This window comes from Halopseudomonas xiamenensis, assembly GCF_014219065.1.
Lineage (GTDB): Bacteria > Pseudomonadota > Gammaproteobacteria > Pseudomonadales > Pseudomonadaceae > Halopseudomonas > Halopseudomonas xiamenensis.
This window is the reverse complement of the sequence record NZ_JACLGO010000005.1, coordinates 103,377-125,165: the sequence shown is the minus strand read 5'-3', so window position 1 is coordinate 125,165 and position 21,789 is coordinate 103,377. Positions and strand designations below refer to the sequence as shown.

The window sequence follows — 21,789 nt, the reverse complement described above, 5'->3', positions numbered from 1 at the left end:
GCCATCACATTGGCAGGATGAATTCGCTGACCAGCTTGCTGCCGAAGAACGCCAGCATCAGCAGAATGAAGCCGCCCAGCGTCCAGCGGATGGCATTGCTGCCACGCCAGCCGCGGAAATGCCGGCCCCACAGCAGGATGCCGAAGACCACCCAGGCCAGGCACGAGAGCAGCGTCTTGTGCGCAACGCTCTGATCGAACATGTTGTCGAGGAACACGAAGCCGGAAATCAGCGACAGGGTCAGCAATACCTCGCCACACAGCAGGAACTGGAACAGCAGCTCCTCCATGGTCTGCAGCGGTGGGAATGTACGGTTGAAGCGCACCGGGTTGCGGTGCTTGAGCTGGTGGTCCTGGAACGCCAGCAGGGTCGCCTGGAACGCAGCGATGGTCAGGATGCCGTAGGCCAGGATCGACAGCAGCACGTGGATCAGCAGGCTCGACTTGCCGGGAATGGTCGCCGCGCCATGGCCGGGGAACAGCCAGGCCAGCAGTTCGGTGATCAGCGCCAGGGGGAAGAGTACCAGCAGCAGGCTGGTCACCGGGGCGCGCAGGCTGAATACCAGGGTCACGGCGATGACCAGCCAGGCGATCAGCGAGGACACGTGGAAAAAGCCGAACGACAGTCCATGGCCGGTGAACAGCTGGACGTAGAGACTCACCGCATGGGCGACCAGCGCCATGGCCCCGATGCCACGCAACAGCCCGGGACTGGCGATCTGCCGCTGCCGCAGGCAGCGTACCTGGTAGAGCGTGCCGCCGAGATAGAACACAGCGGCAAGCAGGCTGGATATCAGAGCTGTCATACGTCCTTGCAAATGCTTATCAATTGAGAAGGGAGTGTCGCACAAGCTGTGCTGAGGATAAAGCGCTTGCTGCATCCACACAAACCCCAATGTATACTTGCCGGCCAGAACGCCTCAACCCGTAGCGGGGCACGCGGGGCAAAGGAGAATTCGTCGATGTTTGAAAATCTTACCGAACGCCTGTCCGGCACCCTTGCCGGGGTCACCGGTCGCGCCAAGCTGACCGAAGACAATATCAAGGATACGCTGCGCGAAGTGCGCATGGCGTTGCTCGAGGCGGACGTTGCCCTGCCGGTGGTCAAGACCTTCGTCGACCAGGTGCGTGATCGCGCCGTGGGTCAGGAGGTATCCCGCAGTCTGTCGCCGGGGCAGGTGTTCGTCAAGATCATTAAGGCCGAGCTGGAAGCGGTCATGGGCCAGGCCGAGGGCCTGAACCTGGCGGTCACACCGCCGGCGGTGATCCTGATGGCCGGCCTGCAGGGGGCGGGCAAGACCACCAGCGTGGCCAAGCTGGCCAAGACCCTGCGCGAGCGGCAGAAGAAAAAGGTCATGGTGGTCAGTGCCGACGTCTACCGTCCGGCGGCGATCAAGCAGCTGGAAACCCTGGCGGCGGAAGTGGACGTTACCTTCTTCCCCTCGGATCTGACGCAGAAGCCGGTGGCCATCGTCCAGGCCGCCATCAATGAAGCGAAAAGCCGCTTCATGGACGTGCTGATCGTCGATACCGCCGGTCGCCTGCACGTCGATGCCGACATGATGGACGAGATCAAGGCGGTGCATGCCGCCGCCAGGCCGGCCGAGACCCTGTTCGTGGTCGATGCCATGACCGGTCAGGATGCGGCCAATACCGCCCAGGCGTTCAACGAGGCACTGCCGCTGACCGGTGTGATCCTGACCAAGGTCGATGGTGATGCCCGTGGTGGTGCGGCGCTGTCGGTGCGCCATATCACCGGCAAGCCGATCAAGTTCCTCGGTGTCGGCGAGAAGACCGATGCCCTGGAGCCCTTCCATCCTGACCGGGTGGCCTCGCGCATCCTCGGCATGGGCGACGTGCTCAGTCTGATCGAGCAGGCCGAGCAGAAGCTGGACAAGGACAAGGCCGAAAAGCTCGCGAACAAGCTGAAGAAGGGCAAGGGCTTCGATCTGGAGGACTTCCGCGACCAGTTGCAGCAGATGCGCGGCATGGGCGGGCTGGGTTCGCTGATGGACAAGCTGCCGATGATGGGCAAGATCAACCCGGCACAGATGGAAACCGCCCAGACCCAGGCGGAAAAGCAGTTCAAGCAGATGGAAGCCATCATCAACTCGATGACCCCCGCCGAACGGCGCAACCCGGACATCATCAGTGGCTCGCGCAAGCGCCGTATCGCCGCCGGCTCGGGCACCCAGATCCAGGATATCGGCCGGGTGATCAAGCAGCACAAGCAGATGCAGAAGATGATGAAGAAGGTCAGCGGCAAGGGCGGCATGGCCAAGCTCATGCGGGGCATGGGTGGTATGGGCGGCGGCGGTGGTGGGATGCTGCCGCCGGGCGGCGGTATGCCCCGGTTCTGAGGCCTGCCGGGTGTGTCGGCAGGGCCCAATCCAGAAGCGCTGACGGCCTGCTGCCGGGGCGCTTCACAAAGGAGTTTCATTTGTCCGCGATATTCCGTAGAATACGCGACCTTTCGGGCTACTTGCCCGTAATGAATCCATGAGTGCTACTCAAATACAGGAAACGATGTTCACATGGTAACTATTCGTCTTGCTCGTGGCGGTTCCAAGAAGCGCCCCTTCTATCATCTGACTGTTGCCAACAGCCGCAATTCCCGCGACGGCCGCTTCGTTGAGCGCGTCGGTTTCTTCAACCCGGTTGCCGCCGGTGGTGAAACCCGTCTGTCCGTCAACCAGGAGCGTGTGAGCTACTGGCTGGGTCAGGGCGCACAGCCGTCCGAGCGCGTTGCTTCTCTGCTGAAGGAAGCTCAGGCCTCTGCCTGATATGATTCGCCAGCCCGAGCCGGCTGGGTCGCCGTTGGTGATCCTCGGCAAGATCGTATCGGTTCATGGCATACGCGGAGCGGTGAAGGTGTATTCGCACACCGATCCGCTGGACAACGTGCTGGACTATCCCGAGTGGACCATTCGCCGGGGTAATGAACAGCGTCAGGTGTCCGTTGTTGCGGGGCGCGTTCAGGGACGCATTCTGGTGGTACAGCTCAAGGGGCTGACCGATCGGAATCAGGCGCTGGAACTGGTGGATTGGGAAATCTGCGTGCCGCAATCCGAACTGCCGGAGCTGGACGATGGCGAGTTCTACTGGTATCAGCTGGAAGGTTTGCAGGTAGTGACCCTGGATGGGCAACTGCTTGGTCGTATCGACCACCTGCTGGAAACCGGCTCCAATGATGTCATGGTGGTAAAGCCCTGTGCGGGCAGTATCGACCAGCGTGAGCGGCTGCTGCCGTATCTGCCGGAGCGGTACGTAAAGCACATCGACCTGGCTGAGGGTATCATGCAGGTCGACTGGGATCCGGAGTTCTGACCGGTGTGGGCCGGTGTGGTAACCCTGTTTCCCGAGATGTTCACGGCCTTGACCGACCACGGAGTGACTGGGCGGGCCGTCAAGCGGGGCCAGTTGACTGTCGAGTACAGCAATCCCCGTGAGTATGCCCACGACCGGCACCGTACGGTCGATGATCGACCCTTCGGGGGTGGTCCGGGCATGTTGATGAAGGTCGAGCCCTTGCTGGAGGCGATTGAAGCCATCCGCGAGAAGGCTCCCTCAACCCCCAGGGTGATCTATCTGTCGCCCCAGGGGCAGCCGCTGACCCAGCAACGGGCAGAGCAGCTGGCGCAACTGGACAGCCTGGTGTTGCTGTGCGGCCGCTACGAGGGGATCGACGAACGCATCATCGAGATGTGCGTCGACGAGGAAGTTTCCATCGGCGACTACGTGTTGTCCGGTGGTGAGCTGGGAGCCATGGTGCTCCTGGATGCGGTAACCCGCCTGATCCCCGGCGTGCTCGGGCATGCGGACTCGGCGGTGGAGGATTCGTTTTCGGAAGGGTGGCTGGATTGTCCGCATTACACCCGCCCGGAAGAGTTTGCGGGGCAGCGCGTACCGGAGGTGCTGCTCAGTGGTAATCATGCACTGATCCGGCGCTGGCGTCTCAAGCAGTCCTTGGGCAGAACCTGGCAACGCCGCCCGGACCTGCTTGCGGAACTGACGTTGAGCAAAGAACAGCAGCAACTGCTGGCGGAATACATCCGCGAGCAGGAAACCGATAACCATTGAAGCAAGTCCGGCGGCTTGTAGGAGTTTTAGAAATGTCCAACATCATTGCCCAGCTCGAAGCAGAGCAAATGACCCGTGAAGTCCCCGCGTTCGCGCCGGGTGACACTGTCATCGTCCAGGTTAAAGTGAAGGAAGGCGACCGTCAGCGTCTGCAGGCCTTTGAAGGCGTGGTTATCGGTAAGCGTAATCGTGGTCTGAACTCCGCTTTCACCGTGCGCAAGATCTCCAGCGGTGTCGGCGTCGAGCGTACCTTCCAGACCTATTCCCCGATGGTTGACAGCATCACTGTCAAGCGTCGCGGTGACGTGCGCAAAGCCAAGCTGTACTACCTGCGCGCCCTGTCCGGCAAGGCCGCACGTATCAAGGAAAAGCTCGGCTGATCGAGTCTTTACCTGGTACTCAAAAAACCGCCTTCGGGCGGTTTTTTGTGGCCTGCCATCCCTGGCGGCAAGCACCATCTACTCCCTCTCCCCTTGGGAAACGCCGAATAGATCCCGATCTTGACCCAACACAATGTGGGACCTCGTCACCCTTCACACCCCACCCCCGTCATCCTTCGCGAAGGCGAAGGATCCACAGATCACTTCGAGTCAGCCGGAGCCCTGGATCCTTCGCCTTCGCGAAGGATGACGATTGGGGGCGAAGCGGAACGCTAGGGCAGGTAGAACGCCCAGGGAGAAGGATGATGGCGTGAAGAGCGGCAGCGTACCCTCCATCAGGCCTGGTGCTCGAACCGCTCGGCCAAAGCCTTTATCATCCTCGGCATGTTGATCCGAGACAGCCATGAACGCACCTGAACTTCCCCCGCCCAGCGATGCCGATCAGCAGGCCATCGGTCGTTTTGTCGATGCCCTGTGGCTGGAGCGTGGCCTGGCGGACAAGAGCCTGGAGGCCTATCGCACCGACCTGAGCCTGCTGGCCGGCTGGTTGCAGGGGCGTGGCGGGCTGTATGCGGCCTCGCGGCCCCTGCTGATGGAGCACCTGGCCTGGCGCATCAATGCCGGCTATCAGGCGCGTTCCACCGCGCGCCTGCTGTCCTGTCTGCGTGGTTTCTATCGGCATGCCCTGCGTGAGGGGCTGATTGGCGAAGACCCGACGCTGGATATCGCCATGCCCCGCCTGGGCCGGCCGTTGCCCGAGACGCTGAGCGAGGCGGATGTGGAGGCGCTGCTGGCGGCGCCGGATATCGATGACAGTCTCGGGCTGCGTGATCGCTGCATGCTGGAGGTGCTGTATGCCTGCGGCCTGCGGGTCAGCGAGCTGGTCGGGCTGCGGCTCGACCAGTTGAATCCGCGCCAGGGTGTGTTGCGCATCGTCGGCAAGGGTAGCAAGGAGCGGCTGGTGCCGCTGGGAGAGGAAGCGCTGGCGTGGATCGTGCGCTACTGTACCGAGGCGCGTCCGGCGCTGCTCAAGGGCAAGCCCAGTGATGTGCTGTTTCCCAGTCAGCAGGCCCGGGAGATGACCCGGCAGACCTTCTGGCACCGGATCAAGCTGCACGCCGCTCAGGCTGGCATTCGTCGCCCGTTGTCGCCTCATACGTTACGGCATGCCTTCGCCACCCATCTGCTCAATCACGGCGCCGATCTGCGCGTGGTGCAACTGCTGCTCGGCCACAGTGACCTGTCCACCACGCAGATCTATACCCACGTCGCCAGGCACCGCTTGCGCGAGCTGCATGCCAGTCATCATCCCCGTGGGTGAGAAGCGGGTTTCATGTTAAGCTTGCCAGTCTTTCAGGATCTGTTAGGGATCGATATATGCGACTGAAACACTTGGCAGTTGGCCTGCTGACCCTGTGCGCGGCCCAGTCCTGGGCGGATGCACAACAGAACATTCGCCAGAGTCTGGACAGTCTGAACTTTCCGATGTCGGTCTCGAGCATTTCCGAGACGCCGGTCAGCGGTCTGTATCAGATCCAGCTGCAGAACGGACGGGTGCTGTATGGCAGCGCCGATGGTAGTTATCTGTTTCAGGGCGCGATGATCGCGGTCAATGGTGGCCAGCCGCGCAACCTGACCGCCGAGGTCGAGGCCAAGGCCATTGGCGAGGTGATCAATGGTATCCCGACCGAGGAGCTGGTGGTCTTTGCTCCCGAACAGCCGAAAACGCACATCACCGTGTTCACCGATGTGGATTGCGGTTATTGCCGCAAGCTGCATGAGGAAATCGGCGATCTGAACGCGCTGGGCATCGAGGTGCGCTATGCGGCGTTCCCGCGTGCCGGGGCTGACAGCAAGACCGCCGAGGTCATGCGCTCGATCTGGTGTGCGGACGACCGCCAGAGCGCCATGACCCGCGCCAAGCAGGGCAAGTCGGTGACCCCGGCCACCTGCGACGACCCGGTGGCCGAGCAGTATCAACTGGGTGGCCAGGTGGGTGTGCAGGGCACGCCGGCGATCTTCATGGCCAATGGCACCCTGGTGCCCGGCTACAAGCCGGCCCAGGCGCTGGCGCAAGAGGCCATTGCCAACAACAAGTAGCGGCTCACCGCTGGTGGGCTGAGCAACGCAGTTACAACATACAGTTACTACAACATGGATAAACGTGGGGGCTTGGTTTGAAACCGGTCAAAGTGGGTATATGTGGTCTGGGCACCGTCGGCGGTGGCACCTTCAATGTTCTGCAGCGCAACGCCGAGGAGATTGCCCGCAGGGCAGGCCGGGCGATCGAGGTGACCCATATTGCCACCCGGCACCCGAACCCATCCTGCAACATCGGTGACAACGTCCAGGTCTGTGACGACGCCTTGGCACTGGTCAACAACCCCGACATCGATATCATCGTCGAGCTGATCGGTGGTTACGGCCTGGCCCTGGAGATCGTCATGCAGGCCATCGCCAACGGCAAGCATGTGGTCACCGCCAACAAGGCGCTGATCGCCGTACATGGCAACGAGATCTTCGCCGCCGCCCGGGACAAGGGTGTCATGGTTGCCTACGAGGCCTCGGTCGCCGGTGGCATCCCGATCATCAAGGCGCTGCGCGAAGGCCTGGCGGCCAACCGCGTGCAGTGGGTGGCGGGTATCATCAACGGTACCGGCAACTTCATCCTCACCGAGATGCGCGACAAGGGCCGTGCCTTCCCGGACGTACTGGCCGAAGCCCAGGCGCTGGGCTATGCCGAGGCTGATCCGACCTTCGACGTGGAAGGCATCGACGCGGCGCACAAGCTGACGATCCTGGCTTCCATCGCCTTCGGTATCCCGCTGCAGTTCGACAAGGCCTACACCGAAGGCATCACCCAGCTGACCACGGCGGACGTGCACTACGCCGAGGCCTTCGGTTATCGCATCAAGCACCTGGGTATCGCCCGGCGTACCGGGAAGGGCGTCGAGCTGCGCGTGCACCCGACGCTGATCCCGGCGGACCGCTTGCTGGCCAATGTACATGGCGTAATGAACGCGGTGATGGTCAACGGCGATGCGGTGGGTTCGACCCTGTACTACGGCGCCGGCGCCGGCGCTGAGCCGACCGCCTCGGCGGTGGTAGCCGACATCATCGATGTGGCACGGGCGGTGACCTGCGAGCCGGAAAGCCGCGTGCCGCACCTGGCGTTCCGCGCCGAGACCCTGTCGGACCTGCCGGTCCTGCCAGTAGGCGAGGTGGAAACCGCCTACTACCTGCGTCTGCATGCCCAGGATCGTCCCGGTGTGCTGGCGCGGGTGGCCAGCATCCTGTCCGAGCGCGGCATCAATATCGAATCGATCATGCAGAAGGATGTGGAAGAGCAGGACGGTCTGGTACCCATCATCATTCTCACCCACCGCGTACGCGAGAAGAGCATGAACGAGGCTATCGCTGCGCTGGAAGCGCTGGATGAAGTCAGCAGCCCGCTGATGCGGATCCGTGTGGAACACCTGGATTAACCCGAGCTTGAAGCTCAGACCGAAGGTTTGAACAGATGCGTTATATAAGTACCCGCGGCCAGGCACCGGCCCTCAATTTCGAAGAAGTGCTGCTCGCCGGACTGGCGTCCGACGGCGGCCTGTATGTGCCGGAGAACCTGCCGCGCTTTACCCAGGAAGAGATTGCCTCCTGGGCCGGCCTGCCGTACCACGAACTGGCCTTCAACGTGATGCGCCCGTTCGTTGCCGAGAGCATTTCCGATGCCGATTTCAAGGCCATCCTGCAGGATACCTACGGCGTCTTCGCGCACAACGCGGTGGCGCCGCTGCGCCAGCTGAACGCCAACGAGTGGGTGCTGGAGCTGTTCCACGGCCCGACCCTGGCGTTCAAGGACTTTGCCCTGCAACTGCTGGGTCGCCTGCTGGATCACTTCCTGACCAAGCGCGGCGAACGGGCGGTGATCCTCGGGGCCACCTCCGGTGATACTGGCTCAGCGGCCATCGAAGGCTGCCGCCGTTGCGACAGCGTGGATATCTTCATCCTGCACCCGCACAACCGGGTGTCGGAAGTGCAGCGCCGACAGATGACCACTATCGCCGGCGACAACATCCACAACATCGCCATCGAAGGCAACTTCGACGACTGCCAGGAGATGGTCAAGGCCAGCTTCGCCGACCAGGGCTTCCTCAAGGGCAACCGCCTGGTCGCGGTCAACTCGATCAACTGGGCGCGGATCATGGCGCAGATCGTCTACTACTTCCATGCTGCCCTGCAGCTGGGCGGCCCGCAGCGCTCCATGGCGTTCTCAGTGCCGACCGGTAACTTCGGCGATATCTTCGCCGGCTACCTGGCGCGCAACATGGGGCTGCCGATCAGCCAACTGGTGGTGGCCACCAACCGCAACGATATCCTGCACCGCTTCATGAGCGGCAACCAGTACGACAAGGACACCCTGCACCCGTCGCTGTCGCCGTCGATGGATATCATGGTGTCGTCCAACTTCGAGCGCCTGCTGTTCGACCTGCACGGTCGCAACGGTGCGCTGGTCAAGGAGCTGATGGACAACTTTCGCCAGAGCGGCAAGCTGTCGGTGGAGCCGGAGCGCTGGACCGAAGCCCGGCGTCTGTTCGACTCGCTGGCAGTGGATGACGAGGCCACCTGCGCGACCATCGCCGAGGTCTACCGCGAGTGCGGCGAGCTGCTCGACCCGCATACCGCGATTGGTGTACGGGCGGCCCGCGAGTGCCGGCGCAGCATGGTCACACCGATGATCACCCTGGGCACCGCGCATCCAGTCAAGTTCCCCGAGGCGGTGCGCAAGGCGCAGGTCCAGGAGCCGCAACTGCCGGCGCACCTGGCCGACCTGTTCGAGCGGGAGGAGCGCTGCACGGTGCTGCCCAACAGCCTCACCGATATCCAGCAGTTCGTTGCCGCCCACGGCAACCGCGGCAAGCCGTTGTAACCCTGCCGGGCCGCGAGGCCCACTACAGCACCACGCCAACGGCACTCGACCCACAGTCGGGTGCCGTTGTCATTTGTGATGCCGTCCTTGTGTGCAAGATCGGTTGTGCAAACCGCAGATTCCTGTTGTCCCACTGTTAGCTTCGCTCTGTCGCCAGGGCGATCACCTCGTGAGATGACAGGAGTTGACTCCGAATGCTCTGGTTTCTGGTATTGCACATCATGGCGCTGGTGTTCTGGATAGCGGCGTTGCTGTACCTGCCTGCCTTGATTGCCAGCCACAGTGGTCGTGGTTCCAGCATGATAGTGCGCAGCAATCCGCATAACTCGATCGAGCGTTTCGTCTTCACCCGGATTGCCACCCCCGCGGCGCTGCTGGCGATCATTGCCGGCACCCTGGTCTTCGTCGTGGACCGGACCGTCGATGGCTGGCTGATCCTCAAGCTGACGGCGGTGACCGCGCTGGTGTTATGCCATGTGCTGATCGGTTTGCTGGTGCTGCGGATGGAACGCGGCGGTGAGAAGCCCTTGCGGGGCTGGTGCCTCGCCGCCGGGGCGGTGCTTTGTTGCTTGCTGGTGCTGATTCTCTGGCTGGTGCTGGCCAAGCCTATGCTGGAGTTGCCGCTATGAGCCCGCCAGTGTCACGCTGGCGTCGCTCATTCGGGCTGAGGCGGTTCGGGGGCTTCCTCGAAGTCCACGCCAATTGCATGGTCGTACACCAATTGCCCACCGAGGAAACTGGTGGCGGCAATCGCCAGACCGCTGAGCAGCGACAGGTACAGCCCCCAGGGCAGGATGGCCTGCTCCGCTGCGCCGATGCGCAGCAACCAGTTCAGCGATGCCAGCGACAACAGCATGACGGCCAGTACCGCGTGGCACCAGGCGGTGATCAGCCGACGAATCTGCGGGACTATCAGCAGGTCGAGCAGGCCGACGCTGCCCGACAGCCAGCCACCGAGCGTACCCACGCCAGCCAGCCACAGGCCGGCACGGGCCCAGAAATAATCCGCGGTCAGGGCGTAGGCCAGATCGGTGCCGATCAGGCCGATCAGGGCGGCCACCGGGAAGTGGATCAGCATCGGATGGATCGGGTGGCCACCGATCGACATCTTGCTGGCGATGGATTCATTCATCATGCACGACTCTCTCCTGAACCAAGGTCCGCGTCACACGCACACAAGCGGTATGCCTCAAGCGTAGCAGCCACTGGCCTGACCGGCCTGGCAGCATTATTGGGCGGCTGCAGCGGACCCTATTCCGCACTCGACCCGGCCGGGCCTTCCGCTGCCGGCGCGGCCGGATTGTGGTGGGCGATGGTCGGCTTCGCCACGGTCACCCTGATTGCGGTGGTAAGCCTGTGGCTGTATGCCCTGCGTCGCCGTCCGCGCCAGTGGTCGCAGGAGCAGGCGCGGCGGGTGCACAACCGCTGGATCATCGGTGGTGGGCTGGTTCTGCCGGTGACCAGCATCACCCTGCTGCTGGCGTTCGGCATTCCCATCGGCCACCGCATGCTGCCCCTGCCGCTGGCTGATAGCGAGGTGGTGCGCATCGACGTCACCGCCCGCCAATGGTGGTGGGACGTCAGCTATCCTGACAGTGGCATCCGCCTGCGCGACGAGCTGCATATCCCGGCCGGCACGCCGGTGGACCTGCACCTGACCAGCGACGACGTCATTCACTCCTTCTGGGTGCCGCGCCTGGGCGGCAAGCTGGACATGCTGCCGGGGCGCACCAATGTGCTGCGTCTGCAGGCCGACGAGCCGGGGCTGTACCACGGCCAGTGCGCGGAGTTCTGCGGTATCGGGCATGCACACATGAAATTCACCGTCCGGGCCCATGCGCCGAGTGAGTACGCTGCCTGGCTGGAAGGAGCGACTGGCGATGAGTGAGCAGCAGGACAACGCACAATTGCACGCACAGTTCGACCGGGTGTGGGGCAACCTGCCGGGCATCGGCGCCCTGGCGGCGGTCAACCACACCTCGGTCGGCCTGCGTTTCATCGTTACCGGGCTGTTCTTCTTCCTGGTCGGTGGGCTGCTGGCCATGCTGCTGCGCACCCAGCTGGCCCTGCCGGAGCAGAGCATCATCGGCGCTGACCTGTACAGCCAGCTGTTCACCATGCACGGGACCTTGATGATGTTCCTGTTCGCCATCCCGATCCTGGAGGGCGTGGCGATGTATCTGGTGCCGAAGATGATCGGCGCGCGCGACCTGGCCTTTCCGCGGCTCGGCGCCATGGGCTATTTCTGCTACCTGTTCGGCGGGCTGATCATCCTTTCCAGCCTGCTGCTGAACATCGCCCCGGATTCGGGCTGGTTCATGTATACGCCGCTGAGCAGCAGCACCTTCTCGCCGGGCCCCGGGTCGGACTTCTGGCTGCTGGGCATCACCTTCGTCGAGATCAGCTCGATGACCGGCGCCATCGAGCTGATCGTGTCGATCCTGCGTACCCGTGCCAACGGCATGTCGCTACGGCAGATGCCGCTGTTCTGCTGGTATATCCTGGCCATGGCGCTGATGATCGTATTCGGCTTTCCGCCGCTGATCCTTGCCAGCATCCTGCTGGAACTGGAGCGGGCCGCCGGCATGGTGTTCTTCGAAGTCGCCGGTGGCGGCGATCCGCTGCTCTGGCAGCACCTGTTCTGGCTGTTCGGCCATCCCGAGGTGTACATCATCTTCCTGCCGGCGGCGGGCATCGTCTCGACGCTGATCCCGGTGTTCGCCCGGCGGCCGATCGTCGGCTATCGCTGGATAGTGCTGGCGGTCATCGTCATGGGCTTCATCAGTTTCGGCCTCTGGGTACACCACATGTTCACCGTCGGCATTCCACAGCTGGCACAGGCCTTCTTCTCCATGGCCAGCATGCTGGTGGCGATCCCCACCACCATCCAGGTCTTCGCCTGGCTGGCCACGCTGTGGACCGGGCGGGTGGTGTGGAACCTGCCGATGCTGTGGATACTGGGCTTTCTGATCATCTTCGTCGCTGGTGGCCTGACTGGGGTGATGCTGGCGCTGGTGCCGTTCAACTGGCAGGTGCACGACACCCACTTCGTGGTTGCCCACCTGCATTACGTGTTGGTCGGTGGCATGCTGTTCCCGCTGATTGCCGGTCTGTATTACTGGTTGCCTCACGTTTCCGGGCGCATGCCATCGAATGTGCTCGGTGCCTGGGCGTTCTGGCTGGTGTTCATCGGCTTCAACGTCACCTTCCTGCTGATGCACCTGACCGGGCTGCTGGGCATGCCGCGGCGGGTGTACACCTACGAGGCGGGGCTGGGTTGGGACTGGTTGAACCTGCTGTCGACCATCGGTGGCTTCATCATGGCCATCGGCATTGCCATGTTCCTGCTCGATATCGGCATGCACTTTCGCTTCGGTCGGCGCGCGCCGCGCAATCCCTGGGCGGCGGATACGCTGGAATGGGCGGTGGCCATGCCGGTGACCACCTACAATTTCATCAGCCTGCCGACCATTCGCAGCCGCCACCCGCTGTGGGACAACCCGCAGCTGCCCGACGAGATCGAGCGCGGCGAGCATTCGCTGGCGACCATCCACCATGGGCTGCGGGAAACCTGGGGCTCAGATGCGGTGAGCGGTCGGCTGCGCGAGCGGGTACATCTGCCGAGCAACTCATGGATTCCGCTGCAGGCCGGGCTGGCGCTGACGGTGGTATGCCTGGGGCTGCTGCTCAAGAGCTACTGGTTGGCGCTGGCTGCGGTGCTGGTCAGCACCGTCATCATGTTGCGCTGGAGCTGGCACAACGGTGGGCATCCACGCGCCGCACCGCTGCGGGCGGATGATCCCTGCGATCCGCCACTGCATTCGCGTACCCTGGATGGGCCGGGGCGCTGGGGCATGTTGCTGACGCTCATGGCCAACGGCTCGCTGTACGCCTCGCTGCTGTTCGGCTGGTTCTACCTGTGGACCGCCGCGCCGCAATGGCAGGCGCCGGAGCAGGGGCCGCTCGATGTGCCATTGCTGCTTGCCAGCGGTCTCGGCCTGAGCCTGGCGGTGGCGCTCTATCACTGGCTGAACCGGCAACTGCAGCGCGGCAGCACCAGCCAGCTGGCGGGTGGCCTGTGGCTGGTGGCATTACTCGGCGTGGTGCATGTGCTGTTGCTGGTCTGGGTGTTGTTGCTGGCTGAACTGAGTCCGACCGGTTCGGCTTATGACGCGGTGCTGACGGTGATGCTCTGCTATCTGCTGTTCCACGGGGCGTTGGCGGCATTGCTCAGTGCCATGCAGGCGGTGCGTGTGCAGCGTGGCTATGTCAGCGTACGGCTGCCCTATGAGCCGCAGGTACTGCAGCCGTTCTGGAGCTATACCCTGGGGGTGTTCTGGCTCGGCTTCGCTGCCTTCATCCTGTTGCCGATGGCCTGGTAGGAGCGCGACATGGGATTAACACGTACGCATCCGCTGCACCTGATTCTCGGCCTGAGCGTCTGGGCGGTCTGGTTCGTGGTGCTGTATGGCGGCCTGTCGGTGGCCTGCAAGCTGGCCCCACCGGACCCGGCCGCCGGCGCCCTGAGCTGGATCAACATGTTGTTGCTGCCGCTGACCCTGGTGGTGGTGGCGTTGCTCGCCTGGGCCGCGCGCTGGTGTTGGCAGGGGCACGCCGACAGTGATTCGCTCAAGCGCTTCATGGCGCGCAGCGCTGCCTGCCTGTATCTGCTGTCAGCGCTGGCCACCCTGGCGGTGGCGATGCCCATACTGTTTCTGCCGCCATGTATCTGAAGCAGATCGGTGGGCCGTTGGCAGGAGCCTTTGCACAGCAGGGGAGGGCGGCGCGGTGACGCAGGAACTGAGCAACCTGGAACAACTGCTGGACCGTATGGAGCAAGCTGCCGAGGGGGAGCAGGCGGTATCCATGGGCCAACTGGTGGAGGGCGTGGGTACCCGCTCCTTCGGCCCGTTGTTGCTGTTGATCGGCCTCATCCTGGTATCGCCGCTGAGCGGCATTCCCGGCCTGCCGTCCACCATGGGGGTGGCAGTGTTCCTGATCGCCATACAGATGCTGGTGTACAAACGGCATATCTGGCTGCCGGGCTGGATCCTGCGGCGCAAGATCAAGCAGCAGAAGCTGAGCAAGGCAGTGACCTGGATGCGCCGCCCGGCCCGCTTTATCGACAGGTTCGTGAAGCAGCGGCTGGTGCTGCTGGTGGATGGTCCCGGCAGCCTGCCGATCGCCCTGGTCTGCCTGGCGCTGGCAGTCACCCTGCCGCTGCTCGAACCCATACCCTTCGCCGCCAGCAGTGCCGGCGTGTCGCTGACCTGTTTCGGGTTGGCGCGTATTGCCCATGATGGTGTTCTGGTACTGATCGCCTACGCTGCCACGCTCGGGATTGGCGGGGTGATTGCCTACGGTCTCCTTTAGCGTGAAAGTCGCGCAGCGCCGGAAGAGGGAACGATCACGCCGCTGCGGACTGTCATGATTCGGGGTGCCGATGGCGGCATGATCGTTAGGTGGAACTGTCTTCACGCCTGGTGACACTAAATACTCAGTGCCGTTACGTAACGACCGCCACTGTTCACCGCCTGTGGAGATAGCAGAATGACGATGGATCTGAAGCGCCTGGTGTATCCCCTGCTGTGCCTGTTGCCGATGACGGCGTGGGCTGAGCCGTTCGACTTCCAGACGGTGGTCGACAAGGCCGAGAGGCTGGCGGGCAGCGACTGGCAGGCGCCGGAGCAGGTGCCCCGGTTCCTGCAGGAATTGAGCTATCACGACTACCAGGGTATCCGCTTCAAGCCCGAGAGCAGCCTGTGGCGTGAAGAGGGGGCGGCGTTCAACCTGATGCTGATCCCGCCGGGGCTGTTCTACCAGCATGCGGTGGATATCCATATCGTCGATGGTGATCAGGCCGAGCCACTGAGCTTCGACAAGAACCAGTTCAGCTATCCCAACAGCGAGATCGAGAAGCTGCTGCCGGTCGACCTGGGTTATGCCGGGTTCAAGCTGACCTTCCCGTTCAGCGCACCGGATGTGCAGAATCAGTTCCTGGTATTTGCCGGGGCCAGCTATTACCGCGCGGTCGGTCGGCACAACAATTTCGGCCTGTCCGGGCGCGGCGTGGCGGTCAATACCGGCCTGCCCAGTGGTGAGGAGTTTCCCGCCTTCGTAGAGTTCTGGCTGGAGAAGCCCAAGGCCGACGCCAAGAGTTTTACCTTCTACGGCCTGCTCGATGGCAAGAGTCTGGCCGGGGCCTACCAGTTCGAGGTCACTCCAGGTGACGAAACCGTGCTGGAGGTCAAGTCGGTGCTGTTCCCGCGCCAGCGCATCGAGCTGGCCGGCGTGGCGCCCTTGACCAGCATGTTCTACTACGGTGAGAACACCCTGCGCCCGGATGGCGAGTGGCGCCCGGAGGTGCATGATTCCGACGGCCTGCTGGTGCATGATGGCAGCAGCGACGAATGGCTGTGGCGCCCGCTGAACAACCCGGCGGCACTGAGCATGGACTACTTCGCCACCCAGCAGCTGAAGGGCTTCGGCCTGCTGCAGCGCGATACCGGCTTCGCCAGCTACATGGATCCGGAAGCCCACTATGGCACGCGGCCCAGTGCCTGGGTCGAGCCCAGCGGTGACTGGGGCAAGGGCCATGTGGTGCTGACCCAGCTGCCGACCCCGGACGAGACCAACGACAACATAGTCGCGTTCTGGACCCCGGAGGGCAAACTGCAGGACCAGCAGTCCTACAGCTATGCTTACCGTGTGCGCTTCGGCAATGCCGAGCTGGCGCGCAACCCCATGGCCCAGGCGGTGGACAGCTTTCTCGGCGACGGCACCCGCATCGGTGGCGGCAATGCCAAGGGAGCGGTGCGGGTGATCGTCGATTTTGCCGGTGGCCCGCTGGACAAGCTGGCCGCGGATGCGCCGGTGGCTGGGCAGGTGACGGCGCTGGAGGAGGGCGAACTGCTGGAGCATTTCGTCGAGTACATCCCCGCGCTCGAACGCTGGCGGCTATCCATGCTGGTGCGTCCGGCGGCCAACCGGCCGCTGTCGATCCGCGCCTTCCTGCACGAGGGTGAGCAGACCCTGAGCGAAACCTGGACCTACCAATTGATGCCGGACAGCGATGTGCTGAAGGTCATCCAATGATGAGCGAACACTATGCGCGCCACCCCCTCTGAGCAAGCCCTGCGGCGTATTCTGGCCTGGCTGCGCTGGGCCGGCTGGACACTGACGCCGCAGCTGCAGCAGGCGGCGCTGCAGGCGCTGGCCGACAGCATTGCCGCGCAGCAGGCGGACTTGTTCGGCGCCAGCCTGCAGCTGCTGCGCCAGCGCGGCATGTTGCCGGAACCCCCGCCCGCGCAGCTGCGTTGCCCGCCGCTGGCACCAGCGCTGCAGCGCGGCAGCATCGCCTACGGAGACTACTGATGCTGACCCGCACCGGGGTTGCCAAGACGGTCGATCTGGCCGCTTCCCGCCGCCGTTGGCGACTGGCCGCCCTGCTGCGCCGCAGTATCCTGTTGTTGCTGGTCGGTGGGCAGACGCTGCTGGCCAGTTGGTTCATGCTCTCGGTGCTGCCCTACCAGGGTGGCAATGGGGTGGAGATCGGCATGCTGGTGCTGTTCGCCATCCTGTTTGCCTGGATCTCCTTCGGCTTCTGGATCGCCGTGGCCGGATTCGTCCTGCGCCGCCTGGGTGGGGATCGGCATTCGCTGCTGCGCCAGCAGGATGCCGACACCCTGGCGGCAACGCCGCTGGCACGTACCGCCATCCTGATGCCGATCTACCATGAGCCGATCGAACGCAGCCTGGGCGGCCTGAGCGCGGTGTACCGCAGCCTGGAGCGCACTGGCCAGCTCGAGCACTTCGATTTCTTCATCCTGTCCGACAGCCGCGACCCGGACATATGGCTGCAGGAACAGGCCGCCTGGTCTCGTCTGGTGCGGCAGCTGGGCGCGGCGGGACGGCTGTTCTATCGTCGCCGCCAGGTCAACCTGAACTACAAGAGCGGCAATGTCGCCGATTTCCTGCGCCGCTGGGGGCGGGGCTATCAGTACATGGTGGTGCTCGACGCCGACAGCCTGATGGCCGGCGATACCCTGGTGCGCATGGTCCAGCTGATGCAGCGGCATCCGGCGGTGGGCATCCTGCAGAGTAGCCCGGAACTGCTCAACGGCCGCTCGCTGTTCGCCCGGGTGCAGCAATTCTCCAGCCAGCTGTACGGCCCCTTGTTCAGCACCGGCCTGGCGGCGGTGCAACTGGGCGAGGCGGCCTTCTGGGGCCACAACGCGATCCTGCGTATCCAGCCGTTCATGGCCCATTGCGGCCTGCGCAAGCTGCCAGGCTGGGGGTTGTTCCGCGGGCCGATCATGAGTCATGACTTCGTCGAGGCGGCCTACCTTGGGCGGGCCGGCTACGAGGTCTGGCTGGAGCCGGGGCTGCGCGACAGCTGGGAGGAGTCACCGCCCTCGCTGGTCGACGAGCTGACCCGCGACCGGCGCTGGGTCAAGGGCAACATGCAGCATCTGTGGCTGCTGCTGCGCAGCCGCAAGCTCAGGTTCGCCCACCGCCTGGCGCTGCTCAACGGCATTATGTCCTACCTGGCCTCGCCGCTGTGGCTGGCGTTCCTGGTGTTGACCACCATCGCCACCACCCGTCTGGTGCTGTGGCCGATCAACTATTTTCCCGACCCGCACCAATTGTATCCGCTGTGGCCGCAATGGCAGCCGTTCCGGGCGGGGAGCCTGGTCGCCTGTACCCTGGCACTGCTGTTCCTGCCCAAGTTCCTAGGCCTGGCCGATGCTGCCCTGAGCCGGCGGTTGCGGGCCTTCGGCGGATTCCTGCGGTTGTTTGGCAGCGTGTTGCTGGAGATACTGATTTCCGCGCTGTTGGCGCCGATCCGCATGCTCTCGCATTCGCGCTATGTCGCCGAGGCGCTGCTCAATATCAACCTGCGCTGGGCCGGCCAGAACCGCACCAGCGAGACCGGCTGGCTCAAGGCGTTCATCTACCAGGCACCGGGCTCGATCCTCGGGCTGGGTTGGGCGCTGTTCGCGCTGTGGCTGAAACCCATGTTCTTCTATTGGTCGTTGCCGGTGGCGTTGCCATTGATCTTCGCCGCGCCGATTTCCGTGGTGTTGAGCAGGGTACAACTGGGGCAGCGACTGAAACGCCATGGCTGGCTGATGACCGCAGAGGAAGTGCATGGCGCGACGCTGCTGGAAGAACTCGCGCACAATCCGCTGGCCGGTACACAGCAGCCCGGCTTCTGCGAGTCGGTGATCGACCCGCGACACAATGCCCTGCAGGTGGCGCTGGGCCGTCGCGGGCGCGGCGGGTTGCGCCGGCAACGGCTGGATACGCTCTGCCAGCATTGCCTGGAGCGCGGGCCGGATAGTCTCACGCATCAGGAACTGAGCCTGCTGGCGCAGGATGGCGAGGCCATGGCGCACCTGCATCGGCAGGTCTGGCGGGCGCAGCCGCAATCGGTATGGGGGCGCCTGCTGTTGCAGCAGATAGTGCGCCGCCCGGTGCGGGAAGTGCAAGGCGGCCCGGCTGGTCCGGTGTCGCCGGTCATGCTGCTCGATGGGCAGCGCAAACAGCGGATAACACGGGTACCGGCCGATGGATGTCTCACAAGTCATTCTGACCACCCTGGTCAGTGAGTTTTCCGATCTCACCGATGTGGAGCAGGCGACCCGTGTCAGCCTGCGCCTGCTGCTGGCGGCCCTGCTCGGTGGGCTGCTCGGCTATGAGCGCGAAACCCACGGCAAGGCGGCGGGGATACGCACGCACATGCTGGTATGCACCGGCTCGGCACTGTTCGTGATCGGCTTCGTGCTGATCGGTGCGGAGGACGACGCCCTGAGCCGGGTAGTGCAGGGTATAGTCGCTGGCATCGGCTTTCTCGGCGTCGGTACCATCATCAAGGGTGGCAGGATGAACGAGGTCAAGGGCCTGACCACCGCCGCCGGGGTGTGGATGACCGCCGCGGTCGGCGTCTGTGTCGGCCTGGGCCTGGAAGCCACGGCGGTACTGGCGACCCTGTTGATGCTGTTCATCCTCCAGGTACTGCCGCACATCATCGAGCCCAAGGAGCGTGACGACGGGTGAGTGCCGCAGTCGGACGGGCACGGTGGTTTTGCGTTACACTGCCGGCCCGTCTGAATCAGGAACATCCGCTGCCATGGCGCTCCAGTCCATTCCCTGCAAGGTCCAGCTGAACCTCACCGATACCGACCGCGGCGTATACGAGAACCTGCGCCTGACCGTGGCGCGGCATCCGTCGGAAACCGGGCAGCGCCTGGCGGCGCGGATTCTCGCCTATGCGCTGTGGTATCAGGAGCGCCTGGCGTTCGGTCGCGGTCTGTCGGAGGTGGATGAGCCGGCGCTGTGGCAGAAGAGCCTGGATGATCGCATCGAGCACTGGATCGATGTCGGCCAGCCCGATGCGGAGCGGCTGACCACCGGCTCGCGCCGCGCCGAGCGCTGCTCGTTGCTGGTGTATGGCAACAACCGCGTCTGGGCCGGCAAGGTGGTGCCGACGGTGGCGCAGCTGAGCAACCTGAGCATCGCCGTGCTGCCCCAGGCGCCCCTGGATGCGCTGGCCGGCGAGCTGGGGCGCAGCATCGACTGGAGCGTGATGATCAGCGATGGCGTGCTCTATGTCAGCGATGCCGATACCCAGCATGAATTGGCCCTCGAATGGCTGTTGGGGGAACGCTGAGTCCCATGCGCATCGAGTCCCGTGTCCTGCCTGATGAACTGCCCGACCTGGGTGACCTGCCACCGCTGCTGACCCGTCTGTATGCCGCGCGCGGCGTGCGCAGCGCGGCGGAACTGGATCGCAGCCTGCAGGCGCTGTTGCCGTGGCAACTGTTCAAGGGCATGGATCAGGCGGTGGCGGTATTGCGCGAAGCGCTGCAGCAGCGCCAGTCGATCCTGGTGGTCGGCGACTTCGATTGCGACGGAGCCACCGCCAGCACCGTCGCGGTGCTCGGCCTGCGCGCGCTGGGTGCGGCGCAGGTCGACTACCTGGTGCCCAACCGCTTCGAATACGGCTACGGCCTGACCCCGGAGATCGTCGAGGTGGCGCTGGCGCGGCGCCCCGATGTGCTGGTCACCGTGGATAACGGCATCTCCAGCATCGACGGCGTGGCGGCGGCGCGTGCCGCCGGACTCAAGGTAGTGGTGACCGACCATCACCTGCCGGCCGAGCAGTTGCCGGATGCCGATGCCATCGTCAATCCCAGCCAGCCCGGTTGCGACTTTCCCAGCAAGTCGATTGCCGGGGTCGGGGTGATCTTCTATGTGTTGATGGCCTTGCGTGTGGCGCTGCGCGACAGCGGCTGGTTCACCGCCCAGCGGCCGCAGCCGAATCTTGGCGAGCTGCTCGATCTGGTGGCGCTCGGCACCGTGGCCGACGTGGTGCCGCTGGATGCCAACAACCGCATCCTGGTGCACCAGGGGCTGGCGCGGATTCGCGCCGGGCGCTGCCGGCCGGGTATCCGCGCGCTGCTGGAAGTCGCCCGGCGTCCCGCTGAGCGCCTGGCTTCCAGCGACCTGGGTTTCATCATCGGGCCGCGTCTGAATGCGGCCGGGCGGCTGGATGACATGAGCCTGGGCATCGAATGCCTGTTGACCGGGGATGAGCAGCTGGCGCGGGACATGGCCATGGAGCTGGACAGCCTCAACCGTGACCGCAAGAGCATCGAGCGGGACATGCAGCAGCAGGCGCTGGCCATGCTCGACAGCACCGAGCTGCAGGAAGCCGACCTGCCCTTCGGCCTGTGCCTGTTCGATGCCGAGTGGCACCAGGGGGTGATCGGCATCCTCGCCTCGCGGCTTAAGGATCGCTACCACCGTCCGGTGATCGCCTTTGCCGATGCCGGGGACGGGCAGATCAAGGGCTCGGCCCGCTCGGTCAGCGGTCTGCATATCCGTGATGCGCTGGATGCGGTGGCGGCGGGCAATCCGGGGCTGATCAGCAAGTTCGGTGGGCATGCCATGGCTGCCGGGCTGTCACTGCCGGCGGAGCACTTCGAGGCGTTCCGCCAGGCCTTCGACCGTGAGGTACGCCGGCAACTGTGTGCCGAGGACCTGACCGGCCGGCTGGTCTGTGATGGTGAGCTGGCAGTGCAGGAGTTCAATCTGCAACTGGCAGCCGCGCTGCGTGAGGCCGGGCCCTGGGGCCAGCATTTTCCCGAGCCGGGCTTCCATGGAGAATTCACCCTGATCCAGCAGCGACTGGTCGGCGAGCGGCATCTGAAGATGGTGCTGCAACCGCCGGGCAGCAGTGAGGTGCTGGATGCCATTGCCTTCAATATCGACCCACAGGTCTGGCCCGATCCGAACGTGCGCCGGGCGCGCCTGGTCTACAGCCTGGACGTCAACGAGTATCGCGGGCGGCAGAGCCTGCAGCTGCTGGTCAGGCATCTGCAGGCCTGCTGAGCCGGGT

The 21,789-nt window shown here is 64.2% G+C and carries 22 protein-coding genes; 20 read left to right on the top strand and 2 right to left on the bottom strand.

Going from position 1 to position 21,789, the window contains the following annotated elements; translation table 11 throughout:
* Nucleotides 1–4: 4 nt before the first annotated feature.
* Nucleotides 5–805, bottom strand: coding sequence for a cytochrome C assembly family protein (locus tag H6X51_RS05010; RefSeq protein ID WP_185266419.1), 801 nt, complete (start codon nucleotides 803–805; stop codon nucleotides 5–7).
* 156 nt (nucleotides 806–961) lie between these two features.
* Between H6X51_RS05010 and ffh the strand changes: the two genes are divergently transcribed.
* The 10 genes from ffh to H6X51_RS04960 all read left to right on the top strand — a co-directional run bounded on the left by ffh (nucleotide 962) and on the right by H6X51_RS04960 (nucleotide 10,015).
* Nucleotides 962–2,359, top strand: coding sequence for a signal recognition particle protein (ffh, locus tag H6X51_RS05005; RefSeq protein WP_185266418.1), 1,398 nt, complete (start codon nucleotides 962–964; stop codon nucleotides 2,357–2,359).
* A gap of 174 nt (nucleotides 2,360–2,533) precedes the next feature.
* On the top strand, nucleotides 2,534–2,782 hold the full coding sequence (rpsP, locus tag H6X51_RS05000) for a 30S ribosomal protein S16 (RefSeq protein WP_105646896.1): 249 nt from the start codon (nucleotides 2,534–2,536) through the stop codon (nucleotides 2,780–2,782).
* 1 nt (nucleotide 2,783) lies between these two features.
* Nucleotides 2,784–3,326: a ribosome maturation factor RimM gene (gene rimM / locus H6X51_RS04995; RefSeq protein ID WP_185266417.1), complete on the top strand. Its 543-nt coding sequence runs from the start codon at nucleotides 2,784–2,786 to the stop codon at nucleotides 3,324–3,326.
* Between the two features lie 3 nt (nucleotides 3,327–3,329).
* Nucleotides 3,330–4,079 carry a tRNA (guanosine(37)-N1)-methyltransferase TrmD gene (gene trmD, locus H6X51_RS04990; RefSeq protein WP_185266416.1) on the top strand — a complete coding sequence of 250 codons (750 nt, stop codon included), beginning with the start codon at nucleotides 3,330–3,332 and terminating at the stop codon, nucleotides 4,077–4,079.
* A 32-nt stretch (nucleotides 4,080–4,111) separates the two neighbouring features.
* Nucleotides 4,112–4,459, top strand: coding sequence for a 50S ribosomal protein L19 (gene rplS, locus H6X51_RS04985; protein WP_185266415.1), 348 nt, complete (start codon nucleotides 4,112–4,114; stop codon nucleotides 4,457–4,459).
* Between the two features lie 403 nt (nucleotides 4,460–4,862).
* Nucleotides 4,863–5,780 carry a site-specific tyrosine recombinase XerD gene (gene xerD, locus H6X51_RS04980; protein WP_185266414.1) on the top strand — a complete coding sequence of 306 codons (918 nt, stop codon included), beginning with the start codon at nucleotides 4,863–4,865 and terminating at the stop codon, nucleotides 5,778–5,780.
* A 56-nt stretch (nucleotides 5,781–5,836) separates the two neighbouring features.
* Nucleotides 5,837–6,559 (top strand): bifunctional protein-disulfide isomerase/oxidoreductase DsbC, encoded by a 723-nt coding sequence (gene dsbC / locus H6X51_RS04975; protein ID WP_185266413.1) that lies wholly within the window; start codon nucleotides 5,837–5,839, stop codon nucleotides 6,557–6,559.
* Between the two features lie 77 nt (nucleotides 6,560–6,636).
* Nucleotides 6,637–7,944: a homoserine dehydrogenase gene (locus H6X51_RS04970; RefSeq protein WP_185266412.1), complete on the top strand. Its 1,308-nt coding sequence runs from the start codon at nucleotides 6,637–6,639 to the stop codon at nucleotides 7,942–7,944.
* A 35-nt stretch (nucleotides 7,945–7,979) separates the two neighbouring features.
* Complete coding sequence (thrC, locus tag H6X51_RS04965) at nucleotides 7,980–9,386, top strand: threonine synthase (RefSeq protein ID WP_185266411.1); 1,407 nt, start codon at nucleotides 7,980–7,982, stop codon at nucleotides 9,384–9,386.
* Between the two features lie 194 nt (nucleotides 9,387–9,580).
* Complete coding sequence (locus H6X51_RS04960) at nucleotides 9,581–10,015, top strand: CopD family protein (protein WP_185266410.1); 435 nt, start codon at nucleotides 9,581–9,583, stop codon at nucleotides 10,013–10,015.
* 26 nt (nucleotides 10,016–10,041) lie between these two features.
* Here H6X51_RS04960 and H6X51_RS04955 read toward each other — a convergent pair whose 3' ends face one another.
* Nucleotides 10,042–10,521 carry a DUF2231 domain-containing protein gene (locus tag H6X51_RS04955; protein WP_185266409.1) on the bottom strand — a complete coding sequence of 160 codons (480 nt, stop codon included), beginning with the start codon at nucleotides 10,519–10,521 and terminating at the stop codon, nucleotides 10,042–10,044.
* Nucleotides 10,522–10,617: 96 nt separating this feature from the next.
* On the opposite strand from H6X51_RS04955, the gene coxB reads away from it, so the two are divergent.
* From coxB to recJ, 10 genes are all read left to right on the top strand, one after another.
* Nucleotides 10,618–11,274, top strand: a complete 657-nt coding sequence (gene coxB, locus H6X51_RS04950; protein ID WP_235991239.1) for a cytochrome c oxidase subunit II — start codon at nucleotides 10,618–10,620, stop codon at nucleotides 11,272–11,274.
* Entirely contained in the window at nucleotides 11,267–13,768 is a 2,502-nt protein-coding gene (ctaD, locus tag H6X51_RS04945; RefSeq protein WP_185266407.1) for a cytochrome c oxidase subunit I, read from the top strand. The genes coxB and ctaD overlap by 8 nt, the downstream gene beginning before the upstream one ends.
* A gap of 9 nt (nucleotides 13,769–13,777) precedes the next feature.
* Nucleotides 13,778–14,119, top strand: coding sequence for a hypothetical protein (locus H6X51_RS04940; RefSeq protein ID WP_185266406.1), 342 nt, complete (start codon nucleotides 13,778–13,780; stop codon nucleotides 14,117–14,119).
* A 55-nt stretch (nucleotides 14,120–14,174) separates the two neighbouring features.
* Complete coding sequence (locus tag H6X51_RS04935) at nucleotides 14,175–14,759, top strand: exopolysaccharide biosynthesis protein (RefSeq protein WP_185266405.1); 585 nt, start codon at nucleotides 14,175–14,177, stop codon at nucleotides 14,757–14,759.
* A gap of 177 nt (nucleotides 14,760–14,936) precedes the next feature.
* Complete coding sequence (locus tag H6X51_RS04930; protein WP_221627221.1) at nucleotides 14,937–16,481, top strand: glucan biosynthesis protein G; 1,545 nt, start codon at nucleotides 14,937–14,939, stop codon at nucleotides 16,479–16,481.
* A gap of 12 nt (nucleotides 16,482–16,493) precedes the next feature.
* Nucleotides 16,494–16,760: a hypothetical protein gene (locus H6X51_RS04925; protein WP_185266404.1), complete on the top strand. Its 267-nt coding sequence runs from the start codon at nucleotides 16,494–16,496 to the stop codon at nucleotides 16,758–16,760.
* Entirely contained in the window at nucleotides 16,760–18,997 is a 2,238-nt protein-coding gene (gene mdoH / locus H6X51_RS04920; RefSeq protein WP_185266403.1) for a glucans biosynthesis glucosyltransferase MdoH, read from the top strand. The genes H6X51_RS04925 and mdoH overlap by 1 nt, the downstream gene beginning before the upstream one ends.
* Nucleotides 18,957–19,445, top strand: a complete 489-nt coding sequence (locus tag H6X51_RS04915; protein WP_185266402.1) for an MgtC/SapB family protein — start codon at nucleotides 18,957–18,959, stop codon at nucleotides 19,443–19,445. The genes mdoH and H6X51_RS04915 overlap by 41 nt, the downstream gene beginning before the upstream one ends.
* Nucleotides 19,446–19,518: 73 nt before the next feature.
* Entirely contained in the window at nucleotides 19,519–20,058 is a 540-nt protein-coding gene (locus H6X51_RS04910) for a YaeQ family protein (protein WP_185266401.1), read from the top strand.
* A 5-nt stretch (nucleotides 20,059–20,063) separates the two neighbouring features.
* On the top strand, nucleotides 20,064–21,782 hold the full coding sequence (recJ, locus tag H6X51_RS04905; RefSeq protein WP_185266400.1) for a single-stranded-DNA-specific exonuclease RecJ: 1,719 nt from the start codon (nucleotides 20,064–20,066) through the stop codon (nucleotides 21,780–21,782).
* Nucleotides 21,783–21,789: the final 7 nt, after the last annotated feature.

What these genes read in the sequence shown, in the direction of transcription:
- H6X51_RS04940 (WP_185266406.1), top strand. Translation starts at nt 13,778, where the DNA reads ATGGGATTAACACGTACGCATCCGCTGCACCTGATTCTCGGCCTGAGC.
- ctaD (WP_185266407.1), top strand. Translation starts at nt 11,267, where the DNA reads ATGAGTGAGCAGCAGGACAACGCACAATTGCACGCACAGTTCGACCGG.
- thrC (WP_185266411.1), top strand. Translation starts at nt 7,980, where the DNA reads ATGCGTTATATAAGTACCCGCGGCCAGGCACCGGCCCTCAATTTCGAA.
- dsbC (WP_185266413.1), top strand. Translation starts at nt 5,837, where the DNA reads ATGCGACTGAAACACTTGGCAGTTGGCCTGCTGACCCTGTGCGCGGCC.
- H6X51_RS04930 (WP_221627221.1), top strand. Translation starts at nt 14,937, where the DNA reads ATGACGATGGATCTGAAGCGCCTGGTGTATCCCCTGCTGTGCCTGTTG.
- H6X51_RS04925 (WP_185266404.1), top strand. Translation starts at nt 16,494, where the DNA reads ATGCGCGCCACCCCCTCTGAGCAAGCCCTGCGGCGTATTCTGGCCTGG.
- recJ (WP_185266400.1), top strand. Translation starts at nt 20,064, where the DNA reads ATGCGCATCGAGTCCCGTGTCCTGCCTGATGAACTGCCCGACCTGGGT.
- H6X51_RS04955 (WP_185266409.1), bottom strand. Translation starts at nt 10,521, where the DNA reads ATGATGAATGAATCCATCGCCAGCAAGATGTCGATCGGTGGCCACCCG.
- mdoH (WP_185266403.1), top strand. Translation starts at nt 16,760, where the DNA reads ATGCTGACCCGCACCGGGGTTGCCAAGACGGTCGATCTGGCCGCTTCC.
- H6X51_RS04915 (WP_185266402.1), top strand. Translation starts at nt 18,957, where the DNA reads ATGGATGTCTCACAAGTCATTCTGACCACCCTGGTCAGTGAGTTTTCC.
- H6X51_RS05010 (WP_185266419.1), bottom strand. Translation starts at nt 805, where the DNA reads ATGACAGCTCTGATATCCAGCCTGCTTGCCGCTGTGTTCTATCTCGGC.
- ffh (WP_185266418.1), top strand. Translation starts at nt 962, where the DNA reads ATGTTTGAAAATCTTACCGAACGCCTGTCCGGCACCCTTGCCGGGGTC.
- rimM (WP_185266417.1), top strand. Translation starts at nt 2,784, where the DNA reads ATGATTCGCCAGCCCGAGCCGGCTGGGTCGCCGTTGGTGATCCTCGGC.
- H6X51_RS04910 (WP_185266401.1), top strand. Translation starts at nt 19,519, where the DNA reads ATGGCGCTCCAGTCCATTCCCTGCAAGGTCCAGCTGAACCTCACCGAT.
- rplS (WP_185266415.1), top strand. Translation starts at nt 4,112, where the DNA reads ATGTCCAACATCATTGCCCAGCTCGAAGCAGAGCAAATGACCCGTGAA.
- rpsP (WP_105646896.1), top strand. Translation starts at nt 2,534, where the DNA reads ATGGTAACTATTCGTCTTGCTCGTGGCGGTTCCAAGAAGCGCCCCTTC.
- xerD (WP_185266414.1), top strand. Translation starts at nt 4,863, where the DNA reads ATGAACGCACCTGAACTTCCCCCGCCCAGCGATGCCGATCAGCAGGCC.
- H6X51_RS04960 (WP_185266410.1), top strand. Translation starts at nt 9,581, where the DNA reads ATGCTCTGGTTTCTGGTATTGCACATCATGGCGCTGGTGTTCTGGATA.